This is a genomic window from Persicimonas caeni (genome assembly GCF_006517175.1).
Taxonomy (GTDB): domain Bacteria; phylum Myxococcota_A; class Bradymonadia; order Bradymonadales; family Bradymonadaceae; genus Persicimonas; species Persicimonas caeni.
In genome coordinates, this window is sequence record NZ_CP041186.1 from 2,367,169 (window position 1) to 2,392,491 (window position 25,323).

General features: G+C 64.6%; 21 protein-coding genes. 5 read left to right on the top strand and 16 right to left on the bottom strand.

The annotated features are described in order from the left end of the window. Positions 1-24: 24 nt before the first annotated feature. Positions 25-1,554: a zinc-ribbon domain-containing protein gene (locus tag FIV42_RS08775; RefSeq protein ID WP_141197313.1), complete on the bottom strand. Its 1,530-nt coding sequence runs from the start codon at positions 1,552-1,554 to the stop codon at positions 25-27. Between the two features lie 75 nt (positions 1,555-1,629). Further along, positions 1,630-3,216 (bottom strand): zinc-ribbon domain-containing protein, encoded by a 1,587-nt coding sequence (locus FIV42_RS08780; RefSeq protein WP_141197314.1) that lies wholly within the window; start codon positions 3,214-3,216, stop codon positions 1,630-1,632. A gap of 234 nt (positions 3,217-3,450) precedes the next feature. Between FIV42_RS08780 and FIV42_RS08785 the strand changes: the two genes are divergently transcribed. Next, positions 3,451-4,083 (top strand): hypothetical protein, encoded by a 633-nt coding sequence (locus FIV42_RS08785; RefSeq protein WP_141197315.1) that lies wholly within the window; start codon positions 3,451-3,453, stop codon positions 4,081-4,083. Between the two features lie 118 nt (positions 4,084-4,201). Here the strand turns inward: FIV42_RS08785 and FIV42_RS08790 are convergent, their stop codons facing one another. The 5 genes from FIV42_RS08790 to gyrA form a co-directional block, all read right to left on the bottom strand. Continuing rightward, positions 4,202-4,576 carry an ATP synthase F0 subunit C gene (locus tag FIV42_RS08790; protein WP_141197316.1) on the bottom strand — a complete coding sequence of 125 codons (375 nt, stop codon included), beginning with the start codon at positions 4,574-4,576 and terminating at the stop codon, positions 4,202-4,204. 136 nt (positions 4,577-4,712) lie between these two features. Then, complete coding sequence (gene atpB / locus FIV42_RS08795; RefSeq protein ID WP_141197317.1) at positions 4,713-5,495, bottom strand: F0F1 ATP synthase subunit A; 783 nt, start codon at positions 5,493-5,495, stop codon at positions 4,713-4,715. A 4-nt stretch (positions 5,496-5,499) separates the two neighbouring features. After that, the gene (locus tag FIV42_RS08800; RefSeq protein WP_141197318.1) at positions 5,500-5,913 is read right to left on the bottom strand and encodes a hypothetical protein; all 414 of its coding nucleotides are present in this window, start codon (positions 5,911-5,913) and stop codon (positions 5,500-5,502) included. Positions 5,914-5,923: 10 nt separating this feature from the next. Continuing rightward, the gene (locus tag FIV42_RS08805; RefSeq protein ID WP_141197319.1) at positions 5,924-6,196 is read right to left on the bottom strand and encodes an AtpZ/AtpI family protein; all 273 of its coding nucleotides are present in this window, start codon (positions 6,194-6,196) and stop codon (positions 5,924-5,926) included. Between the two features lie 194 nt (positions 6,197-6,390). Further along, a complete protein-coding gene (gene gyrA / locus FIV42_RS08810) occupies positions 6,391-8,967 on the bottom strand; it encodes a DNA gyrase subunit A (RefSeq protein ID WP_141197320.1) in 2,577 nt (858 codons plus the stop codon). A gap of 689 nt (positions 8,968-9,656) precedes the next feature. Here gyrA and FIV42_RS08815 point away from each other — a divergent pair. Further along, positions 9,657-10,358 (top strand): sigma-70 family RNA polymerase sigma factor, encoded by a 702-nt coding sequence (locus tag FIV42_RS08815; protein ID WP_222615419.1) that lies wholly within the window; start codon positions 9,657-9,659, stop codon positions 10,356-10,358. Positions 10,359-10,364: 6 nt separating this feature from the next. Here the strand turns inward: FIV42_RS08815 and FIV42_RS08820 are convergent, their stop codons facing one another. Then, complete coding sequence (locus FIV42_RS08820) at positions 10,365-11,486, bottom strand: HD domain-containing phosphohydrolase (RefSeq protein ID WP_141197321.1); 1,122 nt, start codon at positions 11,484-11,486, stop codon at positions 10,365-10,367. Positions 11,487-11,877: 391 nt separating this feature from the next. On the opposite strand from FIV42_RS08820, the gene FIV42_RS08825 reads away from it, so the two are divergent. The 3 genes from FIV42_RS08825 to FIV42_RS08835 all read left to right on the top strand — a co-directional run bounded on the left by FIV42_RS08825 (position 11,878) and on the right by FIV42_RS08835 (position 16,301). Continuing rightward, on the top strand, positions 11,878-13,419 hold the full coding sequence (locus FIV42_RS08825) for an alginate export family protein (RefSeq protein ID WP_141197322.1): 1,542 nt from the start codon (positions 11,878-11,880) through the stop codon (positions 13,417-13,419). A gap of 19 nt (positions 13,420-13,438) precedes the next feature. Beyond that, on the top strand, positions 13,439-15,250 hold the full coding sequence (locus tag FIV42_RS08830) for an ArnT family glycosyltransferase (RefSeq protein WP_141197323.1): 1,812 nt from the start codon (positions 13,439-13,441) through the stop codon (positions 15,248-15,250). A gap of 334 nt (positions 15,251-15,584) precedes the next feature. Beyond that, complete coding sequence (locus FIV42_RS08835) at positions 15,585-16,301, top strand: DUF4349 domain-containing protein (RefSeq protein WP_141197324.1); 717 nt, start codon at positions 15,585-15,587, stop codon at positions 16,299-16,301. On the opposite strand, the gene FIV42_RS08840 is transcribed toward FIV42_RS08835, so the two are convergent. The 8 genes from FIV42_RS08840 to FIV42_RS08875 form a co-directional block, all read right to left on the bottom strand. Further along, complete coding sequence (locus FIV42_RS08840; protein ID WP_141197325.1) at positions 16,298-16,900, bottom strand: hypothetical protein; 603 nt, start codon at positions 16,898-16,900, stop codon at positions 16,298-16,300. The two genes, FIV42_RS08835 and FIV42_RS08840, sit on opposite strands and share 4 nt — an antisense overlap. Before the next feature lie 136 nt (positions 16,901-17,036). Further along, complete coding sequence (locus tag FIV42_RS08845; protein ID WP_168210508.1) at positions 17,037-18,122, bottom strand: peptidylprolyl isomerase; 1,086 nt, start codon at positions 18,120-18,122, stop codon at positions 17,037-17,039. Between the two features lie 208 nt (positions 18,123-18,330). Continuing rightward, positions 18,331-19,269, bottom strand: a complete 939-nt coding sequence (locus tag FIV42_RS08850) for a ChuX/HutX family heme-like substrate-binding protein (RefSeq protein WP_168210509.1) — start codon at positions 19,267-19,269, stop codon at positions 18,331-18,333. A 55-nt stretch (positions 19,270-19,324) separates the two neighbouring features. Continuing rightward, positions 19,325-20,110: a heme ABC transporter ATP-binding protein gene (locus FIV42_RS08855; protein WP_141197328.1), complete on the bottom strand. Its 786-nt coding sequence runs from the start codon at positions 20,108-20,110 to the stop codon at positions 19,325-19,327. Continuing rightward, positions 20,107-21,204, bottom strand: a complete 1,098-nt coding sequence (locus FIV42_RS08860; RefSeq protein WP_141197329.1) for a FecCD family ABC transporter permease — start codon at positions 21,202-21,204, stop codon at positions 20,107-20,109. Before FIV42_RS08860 ends, FIV42_RS08855 begins: the two co-directional genes overlap by 4 nt. Positions 21,205-21,207: 3 nt before the next feature. Next, positions 21,208-22,188 (bottom strand): heme/hemin ABC transporter substrate-binding protein, encoded by a 981-nt coding sequence (locus FIV42_RS08865; protein ID WP_168210510.1) that lies wholly within the window; start codon positions 22,186-22,188, stop codon positions 21,208-21,210. Next, positions 22,188-24,167 carry a TonB-dependent receptor plug domain-containing protein gene (locus tag FIV42_RS08870; protein WP_141197331.1) on the bottom strand — a complete coding sequence of 660 codons (1,980 nt, stop codon included), beginning with the start codon at positions 24,165-24,167 and terminating at the stop codon, positions 22,188-22,190. Before FIV42_RS08870 ends, FIV42_RS08865 begins: the two co-directional genes overlap by 1 nt. A 3-nt stretch (positions 24,168-24,170) precedes the next feature. Continuing rightward, entirely contained in the window at positions 24,171-25,247 is a 1,077-nt protein-coding gene (locus FIV42_RS08875) for a hypothetical protein (RefSeq protein WP_141197332.1), read from the bottom strand. Between the last annotated feature and the right edge of the window lie 76 nt (positions 25,248-25,323).

Consider the following 25,323-nt stretch of genomic DNA (forward strand, 5'->3'; position numbering starts at 1 on the left):
AGCGACGCGAGAGAGGCGCTGGGGCTACTGTCCCAGCGCCTTTTTGAGTTTGTCGGCTTGGTAGCTGGCGATGGAAGCCTTCGAACCGCCCGGAAAGCGGCTCAGGTAGTTCTGGTAGGCGTCGAGCGCAGCCTGGTGATTCCCCTGCTCGCGCTCGGCCTTGCCCAGCCCGATATAGGCGTCGCCGTAGCTGGGGTTGTAGTTGAGGGCCTTGCGAAATTGGGCGCTGGCGGCAGCCGGGCTGCCCAGGGCGAGCAGCGACCAACCCAGGCCGGTGATCGCCTCGACGTTGTTGCGCTCCTCTTCGAGCACCGCGTGAAATTTCTGGCGGGCTCGGCGCGGATGTCCCGCCTCCAGGTAGCGCTTGGCCTTGGCCAACAACTCCTCGGCGTCGGGCTCTTCGGCAGCCTTGACCGCCGCCTCGATCGCCACGGCGACGCTCTCTTCGAGCTTGGGACCTGCGGCCGCGATCCCGGCGGCGAGGTGCTTGGCGTTCTCCTTCTGCGCGCTGTCCAGCGCGTTGGCCACGGCCCCGTCGATGCGCTCGCGCGGAGACGCCTCTTTCTTTTCGGGCTCGCGCTCCTCGTCGGCCTGCTCGGCCTCGGCGATGTCGACGACCTCGGACTCGGCCTGCGTCGGCAGGTATTCGTCGATCAAGTCGGGGCGAGCGAAATAAACGGCGGCACCTCCGCCAGCCACCACGAGCAGCATCACCGCGACCACGATGGGCCAACGACTCTTTTGAGGCTCGTAGTCGACCGCGTCATGGCGCCCCGTACCTTCGAGTTCACCGAGAGACGAGCCTTCACCAAAGCTCCACTCGTCGTCCTCTTCGAGGTCGTCGCTCGCCGAGCCGAACGCGCCGGTCTGCAGGCGTACCTGTGGCTGAGGAGCGCTTGGCTGCGGGGCGCTCGGCTGCGGGGCACGCGGTTGCTGGGGAGCAGCCTGCGCGGTGGCCTCACCCGAGGCGTTCCGCTGGGGTGCGGGGGTCTGTGAGCGAGGCGGATCGGTCGGGCTTGGTGACGGCTCGGAGCGCGAAGGTTGGGAGCGTTCCGGGCCCGCAGGCCCGCCCTCGGCGCCGCGTTTGGGCGCCTCGAGTCCGAACTGCTGGGAAGTCTTGACCTTGGAGCGAAAATCCGGCTCGGACGCAGGCTCGGGAGCGCTCGGCAGTTGCTGCTCGGCGCCACGCCGTTCGGCTGCGTGCGAGGCGCTGATGCTCGAGATGCTCTCGACGGCCTGAAAAATCGGCATGAACTCGCCGATGTCGGCCAGGCGCTTCCACTTTTTGCCGGTGCGCGAGACCTGGTCGGCCTTGGTGACCTTGCCCTGCAAGATCCACTGGTGCAGCTCGTCGAAGCTCGAAAAGTAGAGGATATCGCCGCTGGTCGTGTTCTTGACCATCCAGCGGCGCTGGTTTTCCTGGCTCAACGCTGCGTGGGTCTGCAGCCGAAAGACATGCTCGCACTGACTGCACTTGAGCGTCGCGGCGCCGCCACGAAGCTGACGTGCGTCGATCTCGTACAGCGTGTCACACTGTGGACAGCGAACGTCCATGGTAGGTGTTTCCAATGGGGGCCCGGAGCGGCCCAGCCCGGCGCGGCGGGGCGGCCGGATGAGTCAATACGGCCGCTACTCGTTACTGGCGGCTTCGCCAGCTTCATCGCCCGGATCTTCGGAGGCCGTCAACTCGGCGACTTTCTTCTTGGCCGCCTCGGCTTCTTTGTCCTGGCCCATTTCCGCGTACACCTCGGCGAGCATCTCGTAGATCTCGACGCGCTCGGGAGTGAGCAACTTGGCGTTTTGCAGCTTCTCGGCGGCCGTCTGCAGTCGGTTGTTCTTGACGGCGCGCTCGGCATCGTCGATGAGCCGGTTGACCTCTTTGACCAGCTTGGGATTGGGGCCGCTCTCCTCCTGGGCGACCTCCTCTTGCTGGGCCTCGTTTGCCGGCGCAGCTTGCTCCTGGGGAGCCGGCTTCTGGGCCTGCTCTTCGGGCTGAGTCGACTTCATCCCCAGCACTTCGCCCTTGATGTCGTAGATGCCGAACATCTGGACGCTGAGGCCGCCGGCGACAAGGAGCAGCACCAACACCACGCCCCACAAGAGCACGTTCCATTTACCGTCACGCGACGGCGGACGGTACTCCTTGGGCTTGATCTTTTTGCCGGGCGGCTCCGACGAGGGCGACGGCACAGGCGCCGACGGCGCCGGAGTCTGGCTCGCCAGCGAGTTGCCGGGCATGCCCGCGGCGCCGGCGCCCGGGCCACTGGGCGGCTGCTGCGGCGCCGGCGACGGGTTGTTTTGCTGGAACGAAGGCGGCTGCTGCGGGCCACTCTGGGCCGGGCCGCTCGAAATCTGCGGCCAAGCGCTGAGCGCGTGGAACGTGTCGCCGTCGCCCGAAAGCTCGTAACCGTCGAGGTCTTCTCGGTTCGACAGCCAGTTTTTGAGGCTCTTGGTGTCGGGAAACTCGTAGGTCAGCCCGAAGTTGGTCTTGAGCTTCCACGGCCCGTCGTGGTCGGCGTTCGGACCGGAAGGCCCGTCGGCTGCTTCGAACGGAGCGGCTTGGCCGCCTGCGTCTCGTTGGCTCTGCTGTTGACTCTGCTGCTGGCTCGGCTGTTGCGCCGGCTGGCTGGGCTGAGCAGGAGCGGGCTGCTGATTCTGTTGGGGCTGCGGTTGCGACGGCGCCTGCGGCGCGTCGGCGGGTTCGAACGGAGGCTTGGACTCGGCCGACGAATCGTTGAAGCCGAAGTTGTCGAGCATGTCACCGGAGACGACCTCGGTGGGCGCCCCCTCGTCCATCGACGAGCCTTGGTGGCCACCGGCGTTGCCCTGCCCCATGCCCGGAAGACCGCCGTCCTCGAAGGGATTCTTCATCTCGACGGTGCCGTCGTCCGGCGCGTCGGCGCCGTTGAGAAAGTCGGGGATCGAATCGCCCGACATCACCTCGGTGGCGGCCACGCCGTCGTCTGCACCACCTTGCGGCGCGCCTCCACCCTGCTGCATCTGGTTGACCAGCTTGTTCAGATCGGGGCGGAAGGCGACCGAGGTCTTGTCCTCGAGGTCGTCGGAGGCAGGCGCGCTCGGAGCCGGGTTCTGCTCCTCGGGATAGACGATGAACTTATGCTGACATGACGGGCAGGTGATCTTACCTCCCGATGCCGGCACATTGGCATCGTTGACGCGGTACCGAGATGCACAACTGGGACACTGGACAATCATTCCGAGAGCTGCTCCGTGATGGACGTCGAGATCGTTCGGCTACCCCGCTTCAGACCGGCGACCCGAGTGATGTGAGCGTGCCGGAATGGCTTTGGAGAGTAACCGGTCGCATTAAATCACACGTGGGGGGGTCACGCAAGAGATCACCCCTATTCAAACACGCTCAGGCGGGCATAAACGCTCCGGTTCCGGCTCCCGGCTGGTATCTCCAGCCACCTGCGCTACGATACGTCCATGAGCGCCACGACCCCCATCCAGTTCTCGACCCCCCGACGCCTTCGGCTCAGACGACTCACGGTGGCTGATCTGGCGGCGATAGGCTGGATTGACGCGCATCCCGGCGTGTGCCGCTTCGAACCCCTGGCCGCCCGTGAGCGCCTCGTCCAGCTGATCGCTTCTTATCCAAGCGCCCAGTTCGCCGTGGAGGTCGACCATCGCCTCGTGGGAGCGCTGATGGGCTTTCCGAGCGAATCGGGACCGCCGATGTGCAGCCAACCCTGGGAGGCGCTGACAGCGCCATTTGGTGCGGCCGAGCTCGACGTCGACGGCACCGTCCTGATCGGCGAGGGCGCGGTATGGCGCGACGTGCTCGAGGACGACCAGATCGATCACCTGCTCTGTGTGGGCCGAAAAGCAGTGGTCCAGCAACTGGGCCTCGACGAGACCGTCAGCGTGGTGTGCGCGTCGAGTTGGGCTGCGTGGCGCGATCGGTTGGCGCCACAGGCGTTTGTCCAGCAGGTGCATGCCGGCGGGATCAGCGATCGGGCGATCGCTGCATACGTGCGGGCCGGATGGGCGATCCGTGGGTTCTGGGAGGACGCAGAGACCTTGAAAGTGCTCGTGCGTTGGGAAAACCGGCGGCGATAAGACGGCGGCGTGGCCCTCGAGCTCGAGCAACGCCCCTTCCAGGAAATATCGCCAAGAAATACCGAAGCCCGCGCCTCACGGCGCGGGCTTCGGAGATCTCTACTCAATCGAGCTTGGCTCAGCCAGCGAGCTGCTGGACGAGAGTAGCGGCGTCGATCTGGTTCGTGATCAGGATCGTGATAACGAACGCGTAGATGACGAGCGACTCGATAAGAGCCAGACCGAGAATCAGCGGGGTGAGAAGCTTACCGCTGGCGCCCGGGTTGCGAGCGATGCCCTCGAGGGCAGCCGCAGCAGCGCGGCCCTGGCCGAGCGCGCCACCGATGGCAGCCAGGCCGATGCCGAAGCCGGCAGCAACCGCCATCCAGGAGAACATGGTGAAGATGTTGTCGCCAGCGGCAACTGCAGCGTTCTGAGCGAAGGCCGAGGTGCTCCACAGAGCGATGACACCGAAGGTGCTAAGAAAAGCGATGACTTTGTTTTTGGACAGCATAGACGAATCCTCCTAACTCCAGCGCTTGCTATATTTGATTCGCGGCCTCATGCCGCCTGCGCCGTTGGTTGGTATGGTGAACGGTCCACGTAATTATGGGCGACGACCTTTCAGCAAAGTTATGTCGCCCCGCTTCTTAATGCCCTTCGTGCGATACTGCAAGGGAGATGTAGATCGACGAGAGCAGGCAAAAGACAAGGGTCTGAATAATCGAAACTAGTAGACCCAGGAACAAAAAGGGTACGGGAAGCAAAGCCGGGACTTGCACAAGCCCGGCGGCCAAGTCGCCGAACACCCCGAGCACCATGTGGTCACCGGTCATATTACCGGTAAGACGCACAGCGAGGCTGATGGGGCGGAAGGCGTGGCCGATGAGCTCGATGACGAGCATCAGCGGCGCGATAAACCAAATGGGGCCCAGGAAATGCTTGAGATAACCCATGCCGTGCTCGCGCAGGCCGGCCACGTTATAGACCACGAAGACGACCGCCGAGCAGGCGAGGTTGGTGTTCAAGTTCTGGGTCGGCGGCAAAAAGCCGGGGATCAAGCCCAACAGGTTGCTCAGGAGGATGAACACCGCCAACGCGCCGATGAGCGGGAAGAACTTTTTGGCGTTCTCCTTGCCCATCATCTCGGTCATCAACCCGAGGGTCGCGTCGAAGATCACCTCGAAGAAGTTACGTACGGTCAACTTCCCGTCGGGGATCATCGCCTCTTCTTTGCTGGCGTATTTACGCCGGGCGATCAATCCCAAGATGACGATGAGCACCGTGACGACGCCCGCCATGACCACGTGATTGATCGTGACGGTGCCGGTGGCGTTCAAAAGCGGATTGCCGAAGATCTCGTTGAAACCCTCGCCGTGATTGCGCTCGGCGATTCCGGGGGCCACTAGATCGAGAAAAGTGTAGTCTGCCATCGGTTTACAAACTCTCGGTGTCGCCGTCCTCTACAAGGTCGTCTTCGCGGCCCATGTACAGGGCCAACTGCCAGACGATAGCCAAGAGGAACGTGCTGTACCCAATGATATAGCCGAAGACGTTGGCGCCGACGATGATCACGAAGACGAACGTCAGCACGAACAAGACAAACAGCTTGATGACCAACAACAGGGACCAAAAGGCGGAGCTGGTACTGCCCTGCGCCCCGGCCTGCAGTATCTTGCGGCTGATCCAAGAGACCACCCGCAGGTTAAACGCTCCCACCAACACGCCCAGGCCCACCGAGCCGGCAAAATGCACCGACATGACCCACCAGCCGATCAGCGCCGACACGGCGCCGATGATGAGGGTCTTCCAGAAGAGCCCGTCGACAAATTTGGTCTCGAGCGAGGTCATGATGAAGCTGTCACTCCAAAAAACGTTTGGCCACGCGATAGATGTGCCACAGCACACCAACCAGTCCCAAGAGCACCATGACGATGACGCCCCAAGGGTGAGTGCCGAACTGGCCGTCGATCAGCGCACCGACGATATAGCCGCCGATGATGAACCCGACAAATTCGAACCCGAGGGCGCCAAAGACCCCGGCGACTAACCAGGGAGAGCGCTCTTCGGTGGGCTGCTCATCGGCGTCTGACGAAGCCGGTCTCTTAGGCACTTTGCTCTTCGAGTCCGTCATCAAGTCAGCTCCTTGCGAGCGGCCCGCCTCAGCCGGCTTGCACCCCGTTTTTTGGGGCGCCGGCCACGCGGCGGCGATTGACTAACACAGGGGTAGGTGTGCGTCAACTGGGTAGTTAGACGCTTCTTTCACAAACAAAAACACCCGGCTCGTCAAAGCGAACCGGGCGTTGTTGTAAGGCTGTGAGGCGAAGCTTATTCCTCTTCACCTTCATCGAGTTCGTCCTGCAGGTCTTCGGCGATGGACGACTCCTCGCCCGCCTCACCGGCGGCCTCTTCGGCGTCAATCTCGGCGCCCTCGACGCCCTCGACGCCCTCTTCGTCTTCCTCGTCGTCGGTCTCGGCCAAGCGAGCCATGCTGACGACCTTTTCGCTGTCGTCCGTGACCATGACTTTGACGCCCTGGGTATTACGCCCGTAGGTCGAGATCTCGCCGACGCGGGTGCGCAGGATCTGGCCCTGGTCGGTGATGAGCATCAGCTGGTCGTCGTTGTGCACCAGCCGGGTGCCAACCAGGCGGCCGTTGCGATCGTTGACCTTCATCGTGATGACGCCCTTGCCGCCTCGCGACTGCTGGGGGTACTCGTCGATGATGGTGCGCTTGCCGTAGCCGTTTTCGGTGATCGTGAGGATCGTCAGATCTTCGTCACGCTCGGTGGGCAACACCTCCATGCCCACCAGCTCGTCTTCACCCTTGAAGCGCATGCCGATGACGCCGGTGGCCGTGCGGCCCATGGGGCGCGCGTCGGACTCGTGGAAGCGAATCGACTGGCCGTTCTTGCTGACCATGAAGATGTCGTCATCGCCCTCGGAGAGGCGCACCGAGACGAGCTCGTCGCCCTCTTTGATGTTGAGCGCGATGATGCCGCCCGAGTGCACGTTCTGGTAGGCGATCAGCTCGGTCTTCTTGATGATGCCGTTGCGGGTGGCGAAGACGACGAATTTGTCCTCGTAGAAATCGTCCGAGGCCAAAATGGTCTGGACCGTCTCGTCTTCCTCGAGGGGCAGCAGGTTAGCCACGTGGCTTCCCTTGGTGGTGCGCGAGCCCAGAGGCAGCTCGTGGGTGCGCAGCATGTACAGCTTTCCGATCGAGGTGAAGATCAAGATATTCGTGTGCGTCGAGGCCACGAACATATCGGTGACGAAATCCTCGTCCTTGGTCCCCATGCCGCGCTTGCCGCGGCCACCGCGACGCTGGGCGCGATACTCGTCCAGCGGGGTACGCTTGGCGTAGCCCTGGTGGCTCAAGGTGACGACCATGTCTTCTTCGGCGATGAGATCTTCGAGCGACAGCTCGCTGACGTCGTACAAGATCTCGGTGCGACGCTCGTCGCCGTACGACTCTTTGACCTCGACGAGCTCGTCCTTGATGACACCCATCATCTTCTGCTCGTCGGCCAGAAGGCTTCGCAGATATTCGATGGTGGCGCGCACCTCGGCCAACTCTTCCAAGATCTTTTCGCGCTCGAGGCCGGTCAGCTTCTGCAGGCGCATGCGCAGGATGGCGTCGGCCTGACGCTCGCTGAGCTCGAAGCGCTCCATGAGGCCGGCCTGCGCCTCCGACGGCGAGTCGCTGGCGCGGATCAGCGCGATGACCTCGTCGAGGTAATCGAGCGCGATCTTGAGACCTTCGAGGATGTGGGCGCGATCTTCGGCCTTGTTCAGCTCGTAGATCGTGCGGCGGGTGACCACGTCACGACGGAAGTCGATGAAGTGGTTGAGCACCTCTTTGAGGCTCATCACCTGGGGCTGACCGTTGACAATCGCCAGCATGATAATGCCGAACGACGACTGCATCTGGGTCATCTTGTACAGGTTGTTCAACGTGATCTCGGGCATCACGTCGCGGCGAAGCTCGATGACGATGCGCATGCCCTTGCGGTCGGACTCGTCGCGCATGTCGGTGATGCCGTCGATCTTCTTGTCGCGCACCAGCTGGGCGATCTTCTCGATGAGGCGCGCCTTGTTGACCTGGTAGGGCAGCTCGGTGACGATCAGGCTCGACTTGCCCGACTTCTCGTTGTGCTCGATCTCGACCCGAGCGCGCATGCGGATGACGCCGCGGCCGGTCGAGTAGGCCTCTTGGATGCCCTTGGCGCCGTAGATCATCCCTGCGGTCGGGAAGTCCGGGCCGGGCACGATCTCCATGAGATCGCCCACCGTCATGTCCGGGTTCTCGATGAGGGCGACGGTCGCCTCGATGACCTCGGCCAAGTTGTGCGGCGGGATATTGGTCGACATACCGACCGCGATACCCGACGAGCCGTTGACCAGCAGGTTGGGCACCTTGGCGGGCAGGACCGACGGCTCTTTTTCGTTGCCGTCGTAGTTGGGCACCCAGTCGATGGTGTCCTTGTCGATGTCCGCCAGGAGCTCTTCGGTCACCCGGTTCATGCGAACTTCGGTATAACGCATCGCCGCGGCCGGGTCGCCGTCGACCGAGCCGAAGTTGCCCTGGCCGTCGACCAGGGGCACGCGCATGTTGAAGTCCTGGGCCATGCGCACCAGGGCGTCGTAGACCGCCGAGTCACCGTGGGGGTGGTATTTACCGATGACGTCGCCGACGACACGCGCCGACTTTTTGTAGGCCGCGTTCCAGCGGTTTCCCAGCTCGTGCTGGCTGTACAAAATACGCCGGTGGACCGGCTTGAGGCCGTCGCGGACATCCGGCAGGGCACGCCCGATGATGACGCTCATCGCGTAATCGAGGTACGAATGACGAATCTCGTCCTCGATATTTACGGGAATGACGTTTGCCGACTCATCTGCCATAAGGGTCTCTCCTCAAGACGTAAGCAAACGCCCCACCCGAGCGCGGCCACAGGCCGCATGGGCGGGCGCTCACCGAAAAACTACTTGTAAAAATCGTAGGTTGCTCGCTGCGAGCGCTGAGTCGCTAGCTAGCTTCGAGTCCCACATTCGCACCGAGAGCGCCGCGAGGCTATCAATAACGATCCCCACGGGCAAGCGCGACAAACAAATCAGCGTCGCCCTGAAACCTTCTGAAGCGTGGGCGCATCCTACAAGTCGAATGGTTACTGGTCTGGATGGGCACCTAACCGAGGCGCGAGACGCCTCGAGCACGTGCGCGCGCCCGATGCAAGCGGTGGGTCGCAAGGATCTCTTGTCCCGCGCAGTTCGCTGGTTAGCTTCTCCCTAGATTCGAACGAGCCGTCGAATCCGGGAGGGCAGCACGACTCGCAGTGATTGAACGAGCGACCATCGCGCGTCATTCCAGCCAAAGCCATGATCTTGGCAAGCGTTGCACCACAGGCACTCCGGGGTTTCGACCCCCGATGTCACCCGCCCGGGGCGGCCCGGGTGAAAAAATACAACTAGTTTGAAACCTTTTGGCTTAGAACGCTTCTAAACAGAGAAGGCTTGAGGTTTCAGCCCTCGTGGTCGAGTCGACTCGACCGGCTCGATGCGAGCGCTTTAAAATAGATCGAAAAGGAGTCACCATGATCAAGCTCAACCAATTCAACCGCGAGCTCGGCGAAGGCGCTGACGACTCGAAGATGATGGTCTTTCAAGAGACCGCCATGGGTCACCTGGACGAGTTATACGCCACGGCGCTGCGCTACACCAAAAACGAAAAGGACGCCGAAGATCTCGTCCAAGAGACCTTCTTGAAGGCGTATAATAATTGGGACCGGTTCGAGCAGGGCACCAACTGCCGTGCCTGGTTGTTCACGATCCTGACCAATACATTCATCAACAAGTATCGTCGCAAGAAGAAGGAGCGCGAGATCCTCAATGCGGACGACCTGCGTCCCATTGAGCAGTACTTCTTCAACCGCGAGAAGACCAACTTTTATGACAACCCCGAGCGCGAAACGCTGCACAAAGCGTTCAGCAAGGACGTCAAAGAGGCGCTCGAGTCACTCAGCGAGGAGTTTCGGATGGTCGTGGTCTTGGCCGACCTGAACGACTTCTCCTACAAGGAAATCGCGCATATCTTGGACTGCCCGGTGGGCACGGTGATGAGCCGGCTGTTCCGAGGCCGCAAGATGATGCGCCAGGCACTGGTCGACACCGCCTACGAGCGCGGCATCATCCGCGACCGTGAGCCGTTTTTGTACGACGACTCCAACCGCACCCGTCGCTCGGTGCGCAAGGCCAAGCTCAAGGAGCGCCGCAGCGACGAGAAAGAAGTCGCCTAAGGCGGATCACTCGCCCAGCGATGTAGCAGCCATCGAGGCGGCGTCGAAAGACGTCGCCTCGGCTGTTTCTTGTGCAGTTTCTTGCGAGTTGACCCGGGAGGGAGTGGCGGGTCGCGAGATCCCTTCGAGCGCCTTCCAGCGCTGGGCCTTGGAGGACTGGCCCTGACGGTCGCGCGCGATCTCGCGCACGAAAACCTCGACGACCTGCGGGTCGAATTGGGTGCCCGCGAACGCCTCGAGCTCACGCACGGCCACGTCGTGCGGCAGCGCGCGTCGGTAGGCGCGGTGGGAGGTCATCGCGTCGTAGGTGTCGGCCACGGACAAGATCCGCGCCATCAGCGGCGTCTCTTCGCCGACCAACCCCAACGGATATCCCTTGCCGTCCCAACGCTCGTGGTGGTGGTAGACCCCGGGGATGAGCTCGTGCATGAACTCGATCGGCTCGAGCATCCATTTGCCACGGGTGGTGTGGCTCTTGAACATCTCGTACTCCGACTCGGTCAGCGGCTCGGCCTTGTTGAGGTCCTCGAAGCGAATGCCGAGCTTGCCGATATCGTGCACGAGCGCGGCGTCGGCGATGGTGTCGACTTGCTCGTCGCTCAGCCCCATCCCCTCGGCGATCATACGCGCATAGCGGCTGACCCGCTCGGAGTGGCCGCGTGTGTAGGGATCTTTGTCTTCGAGTAGATTCGCAAACGCCTGCACCGTCTGCTTGAGCACGTCCTTGAGGTGGACGTTTTCGGCCTCCAGGCGCTTTTGCTCGAGCCCCCGCTCCAAAAGCCCGATGACCTCGCGCACCTTGAACGGCTTGAGCACGTAGTCGTACGCCCCGTTTCGCATCGCCGCGGTCGCGGTCTCGACCGTGCCGTACCCGGTCATCATCACCGGCACGAGGTGCGGGGCGAGTTCTCCGAAGCGCGCGAGCACCTCGAGTCCGTCCATCCCCGGCATCTTCAAGTCGATGAGCGCGGCGTCGAATCGCTGCGCCACGATGGCTTCGAGCGCCGCCTCACCGTTGGCCACCGCCACCACATCATAGCCCTCCACCGTCATGAAGTCCTCGAGGACTTCGCGAATGCTACGCTCGTCGTCGACGACGAGGACTCTTGTGGGGGCTTGGGATGACATACAGCGTCTGCGTAAAAAAGAAAGCAATGCAAGCAGTTGCGACTGTGCCGAAATGTAGCACACGGTGGGTCAGTGCGTCAAATTTTGAGGGAGCTCGTCCGAGCTAAAAGAGCATGCCTTGTAGAATTGCAGCGCCAGCTATTAGGGGCATGGGCTGAACTACGCCCACGCGGAACAACAATTTGAGGGTCGTGTCATCAACCACATGAGCCGCATCGAGACGACACTCAAACAAATAAGCCGCATTGAAACGACCCTCTAATTGCAGTTCCGCGCCGCTGTTCAGGCGCGCCCTAATAGCCGGCGCTGCGCTCCTGCCCCCCCTCCGTTCTTGCCACACTCCCGTCGCCTCATGTAAACCATACGAAACACAACTTGCGACGTTGGTCTCATGAATACCCTTTCCAAAGCCATCCTTCCTCTCCTCTGTCTCTCCTTGCTCGTCCCGGCAACGGCCTTCGCCCAGGAGGACACCGTTCCGCAGGGCGAGCAAGCCTCGACGACCGCCGAGGACGACGACGACACGTCTCCGAAGCTCCTCTACCGTCTTTGGGGAGATCTGGCCGACAACCCCACCTTTGCGGCCGGCGACGGTGAGCGCACCGCCTTGCGCCAGTTGATCCGCGGGCGCATCGACATGGACAACGAGGAGTTCAGGATGGTCGCCGAGGTCGACCTGTTCGCCGGGCGACTCGCCGGCGACAGCGATCCGGCGGTGCCCGAGGACGCGCAGTCGGGCACCCAGGCGAGCCGCGATCTTTTGTCGAGCGGGCGCCTGATCGACCCGCGCGAGTTCTACGCGCAGTGGCTCACCCCCGTGGGTCAGTTGCGCGGTGGCCTGCAGACGAGCCAGTGGGGACTGGGAATCTTGGCCAACGGCGGCTCGACGCAGACCGAGAGTCTCTTCAACCAACACTTCGGCGGCGACCGGGTCATCCGCGCCGTCTTCGCTACCGCCCCGCTCCGTCCGCTCTCCGAGAAGAGCTTTCTCAAAGACGTCTACCTCGCCGTGGGCGGCGACTACGTGTGGCGCGACGAAAACGCCGATCTCTTGGCCGGCGATCAGGCGCTGCAGGGCATGAGCGCGATCCTGTACGACACCGAGCAGACCAAAGGCGGCACCTACGTCGTCTACCGCAACCAGACCGACCGCGACGACGACTTTCTGGAGATCTGGGCGTTCGACGTCTACGGCGACCACACGATGAGCGTGGCCGATGATTTCGAGGTCCGCGCCGCCGCCGAGGCTGCCTTTTTGACGGGCACGTCCAACCGCTCGCTCACCCAAGACGGCCAGCCCGTGTCGGTCACCGGCCTGGGCGCCGCCGCCGAACTCGGCGTGCACTACGAGCCGGCCAAGCTCGGCCTCGAGCTTCGCAGCGGCTACGCCTCGGGCGACGCCAACACCGACGACGACACGCTCTACCGCTTTCGGTTCGACCCCAACTACAACGTCGGACTGGTGATGTTCGATTACTACCTGCCGGCGGTCACGCGCACGAGCGTGAGTGCCATCCACGATCCCGCCCGCAGCGGCGAGGCGCCCAAAGGCGTGGGCGGATTGGTCAACGACGGCGGCATCGAAAACGCCCTGTACCTGAGCCCGCGCGTGCTCTACGGCTCGGAAGACGGCTTTTTGGCAGGCTTCAGCTTCTTGTGGGCGCAGGCCGATCAGCCGGTCTTCGATCCGTACAACTCCTTCGAAAATGGCGGCGTGCCCACCGGCATCAACGGGCGCAGCCCCGCCTCCAAAGATCTGGGCATGGAGTTCGACGCGGCCATGCAGTACCGCTTCGAGCCGGTCGACGAGCTGACGCTGGAAATGAAGGGCGAATACGGTATCTTCTTCCCCGGCGAAGCCTTCGAAGACGCCTCTGGCGCCCCGCAGGGTGCGCAGAGCTTGGCCCGAGTGCGCATGAGCGTGCTCTGGTAGACACCGTACACATCCCGACATGACCGACTCCAAACGCACCTACTGGCGTCCCAAGCCCCTCGATCGCTGGGACTGGCCCATCGGCGCGGCGGTGCTCCTGGGCACCTTCGCGCTCTTGATGGCCACCCTCGACATGGGCTTCACGCGCGACGAGAGCTTCTATTTCCACGCCGCCTACGAGTATATCGGCTGGTTTGAAGAGCTGTGGGACAACCTGCTCGCCGGCAACCTCGCCGAGAGTTTCACCAAGGCGAACGTCGACAAGCATTGGAGCTACAACCCCGAGCACCCCGTGCTCGTCAAGACGCTCTTTGCGCTGAGCCACAAGCTGTTCCACGACAAGCTCGAGTGGCTCAGCCACTCCGAGGCGATGCGCCTGCCCGGGGTCGCCTTCGGGGCGATCACCGTCTTCTTCACCTACCTGTTCGGCCGGCAGACCTTCGGCCGCTTCGCGGGCCTGATCGCCGTCGGCGCCCTCCTGTTCCAGCCGCGCTTCTTTTTCCACGCCCACTTGACCGTCTTCGACGTGCCCGTGACCGCGCTGTGGCTGATGGTGGTCTACGCCTACTGGCGAAGCTACGAGAGCAAGGGGTGGGCGGTGGCCACCGGCGTGCTGTGGGGCCTGGCGCTGTCCGCCAAGCTCAACGCCTTTTTCCTGCCGCCGGTGCTCTTGCTGCACTGGTTCTTCGTGCACTGGCGTGAATTCGGCTTCAAGCGCGACGAGGCGGGCGCGCGGCTCAAAATCCCGCCGGTGCCCTGGGCGTTCGTGGCGATGGCCGTCATCGGGCCGATTCTGTTCTACGCGCTGTGGCCACGCCACTGGTTCGACACGTGGAACCGCGTGGAGTGGTACCTGAACTTCCACCTCAAGCACGTCCACTACTTCGTCTGGTACTTCGGCGAGCGCCTCGATCTGCCCCCATTCCCCATGGCCTTCCCGTGGGTGATGACGGCGGTGACCGTGCCCGCGACCATTCTGCTCTCGTTCGTCCTGGGTATTTGGGCAGCCGCACGCCAGTGGCGCTTCGTCGACTGGGCCAAGCAGTGGTACGCCGCGCTTCGCCGGCGCGAACTCCCCAACACCAAGGACCCGCGAGCGGGCTTCGACCCCAAGGGCACCGGGCTTCTGTTGGCGATCAACTTCCTCTTTCCGATCGTCCTCATCGGCATGCCCGACACGCCCGTCTTCGGCGGCACCAAGCACTGGATGCCGGCGATGCCGTTTATGGCGATGCTCTCGGGCGCCGGCGTGGCCATGGCGTGCGCCATGACGATGCGTGCGCTCCACGAGTACAAGGAGAGCCTGGTCCGACCGGCCGTCGGTTGGACCGTCGCCGGCCTGCTGACGGTCTCGGTGCTCGGCCCGGCGGTCTATGCGACCTGGTACAGCCACCCCTTCGGCACCAGCTACTACAACGAGCTCATCGGCTCGTACCGCGGCGCCGCCGACTCCCAGATGATGCGCCAATTCTGGGGCTACACCGCCCGCCAGGGCCTGCCCTGGCTCGACGAGCACGCCCCCAAAAACGCGCGTGTGTGGACCCACAACACCACCGGCTACGCCTGGAATATGTACCGGCGAGACGACATGGTCCGAAAAGACCTGCGCGGGTCGAGCTACCGGGGCAGCCAATACGGGCTCTTCCACCACCAGCGCGCCTTTGTCTGGCCGCTCACGCGACTGTGGAACGAGTACGGCACGATGGCCCCGGCTCATGTGGTCAGCATCGACGGGGTGCCGGTGTTGAGCATCTACGAGCGACCGGGGACGCGCGAGAAGGCGAAACAGCGCGAAAAGACAAAGAAACAGCGCGAAAAGACAAGAGAGTAGAGTCGCGTAACATCTTCCTCCCCGCGCGAAGCGCAGGGGAGGACCGAGGAGGGGCCTCCTCCTCCGCGAGCAAAGCGAAGTGGAGGAGGACCGAGGAGGAGGAGGACAGGCGTACATGAAACAAGTAGACGTATAAGAAGTCGAACAGCCTCTCCCTCGGTCCCTCTCCATTTCGCTTCGCTACATGGAAAGGGAGTCCTCTCCTCAATCCTCTCCTTCCCTTCGCTTCGCTACGGGCGGAGAGGAAGATGTCGGTGTGGCAGGAGTTTTAGATCGTTCGGGCGTCGCCTCCGTTAGAACCATCCGAACCGACGGATGAACCTACGGAGCTCCCATGAACCGCCTTACCCAATCGACCGCCCTGCTCGTCCTGCTCACCACCCTCGCCCTGGCCGGCTGTAGCAACGCCGGCAAGTCGGCCGATTCCGCCATGCAATCCGAGGCCGTGGCCCGCTCCTCGGGAGGCGGCTTCACCGGCAGTGACGAAGCGAGCGAGTCGGGCGGCGAAGCCCGCATCGACGGGCGAAAGCTCAAGCGCAACGCCTGGCTGACCGTCGAGGTCGACAACGAAGACGATATCCCCAAGACCATCGAAAAAGCCCGGCAGTTGGCTCAGAACGCCAACGGCTATATCCAGAGCGCGTCGACCCACTCGGTGACCATGATGGTGCCGACCGAGCGGGCCGAGAACTTCCTCGACGAGTTGGCGGCGCTGGGCGAGGTCACCGACAAGCACGTCAGCGTCGTCGACGTGACGTCACAGTACGTCGACCTCGAGATTCGCATCGACAACCTCGAGAAGACCCGCCAGCGCCTGCAGCAACTGCTCGCCCAGAGCGCCAAGGTCCAAGATGTGTTGGAGGTCGAAAAGGAGTTGTCGCGGGTGACCATCGAGCTCGAACGGCTCAAAGGTCAGATGCGCACCATGAAGCGCGAGACGACCTACGCGAGCATCCGCCTCAACGTCGAAGAGGAAGTCACGCCCGGGCCGCTCGGCTGGGTCTTCTACGGCGGCTACAAGGCCGTCAAATGGTTGTTCGTGTGGGATTAATCCGCCCGCACCAATACGAACCACGCGTCCATCGGCTTGCCCTTGTAGGCGCGGCCGATGGTGCAGTGCTGCGAGACCCGCCGAAGGCGATCGACCATGCCGTGATAGACGAATCGGCCCAGTCGCGCTTTGTTGCTGATGATCTTGGGCCACTCGTCGGGCCGCTCGGTGGGGAGCTCGCGGTAGTCGATCCAGACCTCGCCGCTCTCTTCATCCTCGTAGGCCACGAAGTAGCCGGGACCGGTAAACGGCGACATCGTCTGGTGGTTGTAGCCCCACAGCACCTCGCGATTCGACTGGCGCTGGTCGCGGCTGGGTCGGCAGAAGCGCTTCTGGAACTTACGAAACGCCGGCAGCGTGTTCTGCCCCTCGTGGATGACCTCCTCGAGTGAGCCTTTCTCGGACGGCACGATGTGCTCGATGTCCACCCGGCGCCCTTCCGCGGCCTCGAAGAGACGCTTCTGAATCTTGGGAGTGAACTCGCGAATCGCCTGCACCCGCTGCTCGTGAGTCGCCTCGTCGAAGGCCGATTCCAGCGCGTCACAGTCGATCTGATCGGCGGTCACAAGATCCAAAATCTGGGTCGAGACACGGCTCATAGCACCACTTCCTTGCGCAGCAGGGATACTGAACGGTCAGTCGGTTTTGGTACAACGAGCCGATCATAGGGCCGAGGGTCGCAGGTGTCCAGCCATCAACGGCCGAGACCCCACGACCCCGAAACCCCGACCCACCTCACTTCACGTTCTCGGGGTGAAGCTCGACTTTGGTGTTCGCGCGCAGGTCGCTCAACAGGCTTTGGAGCGCCTGCTGGACGCGCTGGTTGCGAAGCTTGTTCTCGAGTTGGTCTTTGACCTCGTCGTAAGCCACCGTACCAGCCTCGCGCTCGTCGACCTTCTTAACGAGGTGCCAGCCGAACTGGGTTTTGACCGGCTCGGAGACCTGGCCCTTCTCGAGGTTGAAGGCGACCTCCTCGAATTCGGGGACCATGCGGCCGCGGCCGAACCAGCCCAGATCGCCGCCCTGGTTAGCCGACGGGCCCTGCGAGTGCTCCTCGGCGAGCTTGGCGAAGTCGGTGCCCTTGGCGGTCGCCTTCTTACGAATCTCGAGGGCCTCTTTGTGAGCCTTCTCCCAAGCAGCCTCGTCGGCTTCGGGCTCGACTTTGATGAGGATGTGGCGCGCGTGCACCTGCTCGGGGCGATTGAACGCCTCTTTGTTCTCCTCGTAGAAGCTCTTGACTTCCTCGTCGCTCGGATACTCCATGCCGCGCTTGACCAGAAGTTGCTCGATGGCAAGCGACTCGCGCACCGAGTCACGGAACTCTTCTTTGGTGATGCCGAGGTTCTTGACCATGTCGTCGAGCGAGCCCATCTGGCCGTTGAGCTTGGCGTTGGCCTCCTCGAACTGGGCGCGGATCTCTTGGACGCGCTCCTCGAGCTTCTCTTCGCTCACCTCGATATCGGCCTTCTCGACGGCGCGGTCGATGAGCTCGCGGTCGACGATCTTGCTGATGATCTGGTCTTTGACCTGGCTCAGCAGCTGGACCGGAAACTGACCCGAGTCGACGATCTTCTTCATCTCGGTGTTGAACGTCTCCGCGCTCACCGGCTCCCCGTCGATGTGGGCGATGGGGCCCTCGGCGGTCGGAATCTTGCCCTCTTCTTGGGCGTCGCCGGCCTGGGCGGTCTGCTCTTTCTCTTTGGCGCCCTCGGTCTGACCGGCCTTGTCGGCCGACTCGCCTTCCTGCGTCGACTTGTACTTGTGCTGCTTGCCCTGCTTCTGATCGGGCACCTCCGGCGAGGAGGAGCAAGCAACGGTCATACCCGCCATCGACAGGCACAGAGCGAAAAAAATGAGCTTGAATCGGGTGATCATGTAATTGAACTCCGAACGTATGTTCTAGCTAGTCGTGTTTCGGATTAGGCGGTGCGGGTACGCGATGCGTAGCACCATCTGGCGGTGGTTACAACTATTCTGCCAGTCGAACTATTCGAAGTTCTGTCGCGCGTTCCCCCCGGACGCGCGACGTCTACGGCGCCAATTGCGCCACAATCTTCCGCCACGCCTCGAGCTCCGGCTTACCCGGCTTGCGCTCCCCGAACACCTGAAAAGCCATCTCCGAGCGTCGGTCGAATACCTCCAACGAGGTCACGATGCCGTCGACGGTCGGCTTCTCGACCACCCACGCGTCCGCAAGCTGGGTGCGGTCGACCCAGAGCTCGAAATTCGGCCCCTCCACGCGCATGCCCGCCTCGTCGAGGTGCTCGACGCGCACCGTGCCGGTGTGGATCTGGACGCAGCCGCCGCTCGACACGAACACCATGATCGGCGTCTGCGACGCCTCGGCGAGCTCGAATACCCGATGCAGCGCCCCGTCTTCGGCCTCGACCGCGAACCCGTCGGGCGCCAACTCGAGGGCGACGTGGCGCTCGAGGCCGTGCTCGCGCAGCATGCCGAAGAACTCGTGGGTGTCTTCCATGTCGCGCCACGCCTGGGCGAACGACGCGGCGGTCTCGTCGTCGACGTCCTCGACCTGCATGGGCGGCTCGTCGGGAAGCTCGTCGGGCTCGACCGACTCGAACTCCTCGGCGGCGAATGCGTCGACGAGGCTCACAAAGGCTTGCGCGTCGCAACGCCCCACACAGCGCACCTCGAAGACGCAACGCCCGTAGCCATCGTAGATCTCGATGGCGTCTTTCGCCTCGGAGCGAACCGCCCGGGCCCACTTCCAGTGATGGGTGAAGAGGCGCAGGTCGATATCACCGGCGAGCACGAGCCCGATCGGCCCCTCGAAGCTCACGTTGTCGAACTCGCCGCGCTTGATGTGGGACACCGAGCGGTTCTCGGTGCGCACCTCGACCGGCCCGAGTTCCTGGAAAGCTTCGACCAACTCCGCCCAATCGGGGCGCAGCCGTACCGCGTGGCGCGCCTCGCCGGCGGCAAAGAAGTTCGTCTCATCGACTGTCATCTGGTTCCTCGCATCCATCGGGTTCCTCGCATCAGTGAAGTGGTGTTTCGAATGGCTAAAACGATAGTTGGGCTCGGATATGTGGCCGCCCGCTCTCGTCGGCCGACACCGCAACCGGCGCGCCGAAGCACGCCTCGAGCTCCGTGGCATTGAGACATACGGAAGGCGGTCCGGCGGCCACGATCTCACCGCCGCGCATCAACACGACCCGGTCGGCCACGCTGGCCGCGGCGTTGAGGTCGTGAAAGACGCTCACCACGCCCAGCCCGCGGTCTGCGAGCCGGCGAATCAGGGTCAGCACACGCGCCGATTCGGCGATGTCGAGGCTGGCCAGCGGCTCGTCGAGCAGCAGGTAGCGAGCCTCGTCGACCGCTTCGAGCGCGCGAAGCTGGACCATCACCCTCGCTAGTTGGACCCGGCGCTTCTCGCCGCCCGACAGCGTCGGGTATTTGCGGTGAGCGAAACGGCGCAGCCCGACGGCCTCCAGATAATCGAGGGTGCGCACCCGCGCGGGCCCTCCAGCGACGGCGCGCCACGGCAATAGCCCCATCTCGACCACCTCGCGCACCGAGAAGCCAAAGGGCATGTGGTGCTCTTGGCTCAAGACGCCTCGGCGCCGGGCGAGCGCGTCGCCTGGCCAATCACCGAGCGCGCGCCCGTCGAGGCGAACATCGCCGGCGGCCTCGCGGCGTCGAGCCAGCGCCGACAACAGCGTCGACTTGCCCGCCCCGTTGGGTCCAATCATGGCCACGACCTCGCCCGGGGCACACACAAGCGCGGCGTCTCGCACCAGCGTCTTGGCGCCCGCGGTGACGGTCACGTTCTTCGCGATGAAGCTCATAGGTAGTACTCCGAGCGGCGGCGAACGAGCAGGTACAGAAAGAACGGCGCGCCCACCAAGGAGGTGACGATCCCAATGGGGAGTTCGGCGGGGGCGACCACCGTGCGCGAGACGGTGTCGGCGCAGACCAAGAGCAGCGCGCCCAGCAACATCGACAGGCCGAGCACGTGGCGGTGGCTCGGCCCACGCCACAGCCGCACGATATGCGGCGCGACGAGGCCGACGAAGCCGATGAGCCCCGTAAAGGCGACCGACGCCCCCACGACCACCGCACTGATCACCACGATACGCCGCTCGAGCTCGGCGACGTCGACGCCCAGGTCGCGCGCCTCGTGTTCGCCCAGCAACAGCGCATCGAACTCGTCGGCGCGGCGAACGAGCATCCATCCGGCCACGCCCAGGCAACTCGCGCACACCGCGAGCTGCGCCCAGTCGGCCGAGCCCAGGCTTCCGAGCGTCCACAACGTCAGGCTTCGCAGCTCGGCCTCGTCGGCGGCGTAGGTCAACAGGCCGATGATCGAGCCGGCCGCCGCGTTGACCGCGATGCCGGCGAGCAGCATCGTGGCCACCGAGGTGCGCCCGTTATTCGTCGCGATCCGGTAGACGACGAGGGTCGCAGCGAGGCCGCCCACAAACGCGGCCGCGGGCAGCAACAGCGACTGCGGTATCCAGCCGAGCTGCATCCAGCCAAATAGGGACTCGAGCGCCCAACCGGCGACCACCGCTGTTGCCGCGCCCGCCGCCGCCCCGCTCGACACGCCGATGAGCCCGGGATCGGCCAGCGGGTTGCGAAACATCCCCTGCAACGCCGCTCCGCACAGCGCCAGCCCCGCGCCGACGCACACGCCCATGAGCACTCGCGGCAGCCGGATCGACCAGACGATGACCTCGACTTGCGCCCCCGGCGACGCCGTCACCCCGAGCTTCGCGCCGATCACGGCCGCGATCTGGCCCAGCGTGACGTCCGCCGCGCCGATGACCAGCCCCAGGATCGCCGCGGCGACGACGCCCGCCCCCAACAGGTACGCCGCAGGCGCATCACCGACCCCGAAGCGCCGCCCACGGGCCCCCTGATTGCTCACTCCCGCGCTCATCGATCACTCCGCGGCGTTGGAGGCCTGCGCCTCGTCGAGACACAGCTTCTTGGCGAGCTTGGCGGCGGCCTGGCCGGTGCGCGGGCCGAAGCCGAGAAGCTCCAGATCTCCCATCGTCACCACCCGGCCCTCTTCGACCGCGGCCGTCTCGCTCAAGCCCTTGACCCCGCGAAGCCCCTCGACGCCGCCCATGCTCTTCAGGCCGCTGCCGGTCATCAGCACGGTGTCGGGGTTCGCCTCGAGCACGGCCTCGGCGGTCATCGGCTTGAAGCCCTCGATGTTGCCGGGCACGTGCGTCGCCCCGGCCAGCTCGATCATGCGCGACGCCGAAGTGTCCTTGCCGGCCACAAACGTCGTGCCGCGTCCGCGTGCGTACATAAAGAGGGCCTTCGCCGGCTTGTCACACGCTTCGGCGACCGACTTCGCCTCGGCGAGCTCGGCGTCGAGCGTCGCGAGGAGCTCTTTGGCGGCGCCTTCTTTGCCGAGCGCCTCACCGAGCTTGGAGATTCGCGCCTTGGCGGCGTCGACCGTCTCGTCGGCCGTCAGCCGAAGCACTTTCACCCCCGCCTTTTCGATGCGCTCGAACGCCCCGTCGGGGTTGGCGGCGTCGGTGGCGACCACCAGCGTCGGCTCGTGCGACAAGACCGCCTCGGCCGAGACCGTCCGAAACAGGTCGAGGGTGCGAAGCTCCTCGGTCGCCTCCGGATAGACGCTCGACTTGTCGACCGCGACGACCGCGTCCCCTGCACCGAGCGCGTACACGATCTCGGTGACCGTGCCCCCCAGCGAGACGATGCGCTGCTTTTCGGCGGGCTCTTCTACAGGGTTCTCCTTGGCGGCCTCGGCACTCGCTTCGGCGCCTTGCTCGACGCCCTTCTCACTGGCGGGCGCGCTCTTGTCGCACCCGAGCATCCCCGCGCCGAGCAACACCAAGCAGGCGGACCAAATCAGACCTTTTCGAGTCATGTCGTTGACCATAGACATCATTCTTCTCCAGTTGTGCGATCGTTGCTGTGATAGTGATATTCGACCGAGGCGAGCACACTCAGGCCCGTCTTCGGACCCCAGGTCGCGTTGGTCTGGTCGAGCAAATTGTCCGCGTCGAGGCGGACCAAAAAGTCATCGGCGGGCTTCCACCCCACGCCGGCCCCGAGGAGCACGTACGCAGGCGCTCCGGGCGATCCGCTCGGGACCGACAACGCCGAGCGCGACCGGGCGTCGAGCCAGGTCTGCAGGCGCTCGTCGAGCCAGTCGCGCTTCATCTCCACGAGCACCTGGTGATGGGTGCGAAGCTCCAGGCGCTCGCCGGTGTCGAGGTCTTCGGCCAGAGGCAGGTACGAGTAGCTCACCCGCAGGTCGACGCCGCCGAAGAGTTCGCGGGCGCCCAGACTCAGCCGCCCTCCGGCGGTGTGGGCGCGGGCCACGTTGGTATAGGTGAACGTCGGGCTCGTGCCGGCCAGGTCGGCCGTCTGAGCGGTCGTGATCAGGTCGTCGAGCCGGTGGTAGTAGACCTCGGCGTCGAGTTCGAGCTCGTCGGCGGGGGCCACACGAGCGCCGGCGCGCGCCGACCACAGCCGCTCGGGCCGCAGATCGGGGTTGCCGCTCACTTTGTAGCCGACCTCGGAGTGATCGAAGAACAAGAAGAGCTCCTCGGCGGTCGGCAACCTGCGGGTGCGCGAGGCCGACGCGCGAAGCTGCAGCGCGTCGGTCGCCTGCCAACCCACGCCGACGTCGGCCATCCACCCCGCCTCGAAGTCGGTGTGCACGTCTCCCCACAACCTGCCGCTCACCTCGACGGCCGAGGTCGGCATCCACGTGTCCGACAGCCCCAGGCCCCCGTGCAGCCGGTCGACGGTGGGGAGCTCGCCGGTCTCGCCGGTGCGCGTGACCCGCTCGAGCGAGCCGTACAGCTCGACGCCCAACAGGTGCCGGCCGACGGACTGCTGGACGAGGACGTCTTGGACGCCGCGAAGCTGGCCGGTGTCGGCTTTGAGGCGCTCGAACCCGCTCTGGAGCACGCGCTTGGAAAATTGATGGTCGTAGACGTCGAATTGCGTCTTGTGCTCGAGCGAAAATCCATCCGCCGAGCGCCACTCGCCGAGCACCCGCCCGACGACCTGCTCGGTGTCTACGAGGTCGCGCAGCACGCTCGTGGGCCCGAACGCTCCTTCGGTGACGTTGTTGGCGTAGGAGACGTCGACGACGAGCGAGTCCTTCGAGTTGGCGGACGGGCGCCACACCGACCGCGCGCCGAATCCGTAGTCGCGCTCGTCGGCCGAATCGAGCTGGCCGTCACTGTTGACGTCGACGCCGTCGTGGCGGCTCGCGCTCGCCCGAAGCTGCACGTCGACCCGCTCGGCGCCCCAGCCTGCCCGAGCCGCGCCGAGCGCGAGCGTGGGGAAGGAGTCGACCGGCCGCCCCGCGAGGGTGCGGCCGGCCGTCTGCAGCGAGAGGCCCAGGCCAGTGGGTAGCTTCTCTCGGTGCAACTGGACGACGACGCCGCTGGCAGGTCCGCTGCCAGGGGGGCCCATGCCGCGGTGCACCTCGACGCGCTCGACCCCGCGACCGGCGAGGCTGAGCGAATCGAGGTCGACCGACGGCCCGTCGGGCCCGCCCACCGGTCGTGAGACCGGCATGCCGTCCTCGGTAACTTGTAATTGTGCTGCGGGGAGGCCGTCGACGATGAGCCCCGAGCTCGTCCCGGTCGAGTCGACCGGCGTCGCCGAGGTGAGCCACGCGAGCGCATCGCCCAGCCGCCAGGTCTGGCGACGGTTGATGTCTTCCTCGGAGATCTCGTCGGTCCGCTCGGGCGCCGCCGCGTCCTCTTCGGGCGCCTCGCGCTCGGCCTCGACGTCGACCTCGGGGATCACCACCACGTCTTGCGCGAGCGCATCGGCGGTCCACCCCAAGGTCGTAGAGACCAGGACCGCAACAAAGATGACGAGGCCGACCCACGAACGCATCGCTCACTCCCAGAGGCTCGCAGGCACGTCGGGCGTACCGGCCACGTCGGTCCGGCCGGTCGACCAGAGCAGGTGCCCCGGCGGCAACCGAAGCGAGACCTGGCCGTCGAAGCGCTCGACGATGAGATCGTAGCTGTCGACGTCCATCCGCAGCGCGCCGGCCGGCTCGGACGCCCTCGAGACCACCGTCGGGCCACTCTCGGCGCACAGGTCGACGTAGCTCGCCCCGTCCGCGTCGACTGCGATCGACGCACGCCTCGCGCCCCCGACGTCGGGCAGCGTCTGCGCGTCCTCGCTCGTCGCCAGCTCCTCACAACTCGCCGCGAAGCTGAGCTCGGCGTCGCCAACACGCGTCACCGACCAGGCCGCGAGTTGCATATCCGCGGTCGCCTGCACGAGCACGTCCGACGATTCGCCGTCGGCGAGCGCGGCGAGCCGCCCGGCGAGCAGGCTGTCGGCGCGTCGGCTCTTGGCGTCTGGCAGCCGCGTCCACGCGTCCGGAAGCACCTCGAGCGAGTCGCCTTCGGCGCGCTGCACGGTCAGCGGCGAGGCCGACGTAAAGTGAGTCGAAGCGTAGATCCACGGGTCTTGGACGGCGAAGCCGGCCGCGGGGACCACCCGAAGGTCGGTGCGCAGCACCACATGGTGCGCCTCGGCGCAGTCGACGACCGCCGGCGTCTCCAAGTCGACGCAAACCGGGGCCTCTTTGACGCTGTCGCCGATCTCGAACTCGACGATCGTCGAGGCGTCGAGCGGGCGCGTCTGCAGGGTGAAAAACCCGCTCGTCCCCTCTTCGTCGTAGTAGCTCACCACGCGGAAGGCGACGTCGGTCTGGGCGCTCGTCACCCGATAGACGAACGGGCGCGGGGTGAGCGCGTGGGTCTGCGAATCGTAGTCGTACCACGAAGCGCCCACGCCGTAGCGCTCGGCGTAGAAGCCGTCGGTCAGCGCCACCTGACGGCCGGTGTCGTCGCCACCGGCGTCTGCGTCCTGGTCGCTCGGCGTCGTCTCGATATTGCAGCCCGCGGCCCCCACGAGCAGCGCGAGTGAGAAGAATATTGCCTGGCCCGGCGATTTCATGACTGGCGAATCTCCTCGAAAAACTCGCGAATCGACATCACTTTGCAGCGCGTGCTGTCGCGCACCATCAGCAGCC

Bases quoted from the DNA above. Each gene is read 5' to 3' on its own strand.
- FIV42_RS08875 (WP_141197332.1), bottom strand. From the start codon at position 25,247: ATGAAATCGCCGGGCCAGGCAATATTCTTCTCACTCGCGCTGCTCGTG.
- FIV42_RS08815 (WP_222615419.1), top strand. From the start codon at position 9,657: ATGATCAAGCTCAACCAATTCAACCGCGAGCTCGGCGAAGGCGCTGAC.
- gyrA (WP_141197320.1), bottom strand. From the start codon at position 8,967: ATGGCAGATGAGTCGGCAAACGTCATTCCCGTAAATATCGAGGACGAG.
- FIV42_RS08870 (WP_141197331.1), bottom strand. From the start codon at position 24,167: ATGCGTTCGTGGGTCGGCCTCGTCATCTTTGTTGCGGTCCTGGTCTCT.
- FIV42_RS08850 (WP_168210509.1), bottom strand. From the start codon at position 19,269: ATGACAGTCGATGAGACGAACTTCTTTGCCGCCGGCGAGGCGCGCCAC.
- atpB (WP_141197317.1), bottom strand. From the start codon at position 5,495: ATGGCAGACTACACTTTTCTCGATCTAGTGGCCCCCGGAATCGCCGAG.
- FIV42_RS08845 (WP_168210508.1), bottom strand. From the start codon at position 18,122: ATGACCGTTGCTTGCTCCTCCTCGCCGGAGGTGCCCGATCAGAAGCAG.
- FIV42_RS08840 (WP_141197325.1), bottom strand. From the start codon at position 16,900: ATGAGCCGTGTCTCGACCCAGATTTTGGATCTTGTGACCGCCGATCAG.
- FIV42_RS08830 (WP_141197323.1), top strand. From the start codon at position 13,439: ATGACCGACTCCAAACGCACCTACTGGCGTCCCAAGCCCCTCGATCGC.
- FIV42_RS08805 (WP_141197319.1), bottom strand. From the start codon at position 6,196: ATGACGGACTCGAAGAGCAAAGTGCCTAAGAGACCGGCTTCGTCAGAC.
- FIV42_RS08865 (WP_168210510.1), bottom strand. From the start codon at position 22,188: ATGTCTATGGTCAACGACATGACTCGAAAAGGTCTGATTTGGTCCGCC.
- FIV42_RS08790 (WP_141197316.1), bottom strand. From the start codon at position 4,576: ATGCTGTCCAAAAACAAAGTCATCGCTTTTCTTAGCACCTTCGGTGTC.
- FIV42_RS08835 (WP_141197324.1), top strand. From the start codon at position 15,585: ATGAACCGCCTTACCCAATCGACCGCCCTGCTCGTCCTGCTCACCACC.
- FIV42_RS08820 (WP_141197321.1), bottom strand. From the start codon at position 11,486: ATGTCATCCCAAGCCCCCACAAGAGTCCTCGTCGTCGACGACGAGCGT.
- FIV42_RS08780 (WP_141197314.1), bottom strand. From the start codon at position 3,216: ATGATTGTCCAGTGTCCCAGTTGTGCATCTCGGTACCGCGTCAACGAT.
- FIV42_RS08855 (WP_141197328.1), bottom strand. From the start codon at position 20,110: ATGAGCTTCATCGCGAAGAACGTGACCGTCACCGCGGGCGCCAAGACG.
- FIV42_RS08825 (WP_141197322.1), top strand. From the start codon at position 11,878: ATGAATACCCTTTCCAAAGCCATCCTTCCTCTCCTCTGTCTCTCCTTG.
- FIV42_RS08775 (WP_141197313.1), bottom strand. From the start codon at position 1,554: ATGGACGTTCGCTGTCCACAGTGTGACACGCTGTACGAGATCGACGCA.
- FIV42_RS08860 (WP_141197329.1), bottom strand. From the start codon at position 21,204: ATGAGCGCGGGAGTGAGCAATCAGGGGGCCCGTGGGCGGCGCTTCGGG.
- FIV42_RS08800 (WP_141197318.1), bottom strand. From the start codon at position 5,913: ATGACCTCGCTCGAGACCAAATTTGTCGACGGGCTCTTCTGGAAGACC.
- FIV42_RS08785 (WP_141197315.1), top strand. From the start codon at position 3,451: ATGAGCGCCACGACCCCCATCCAGTTCTCGACCCCCCGACGCCTTCGG.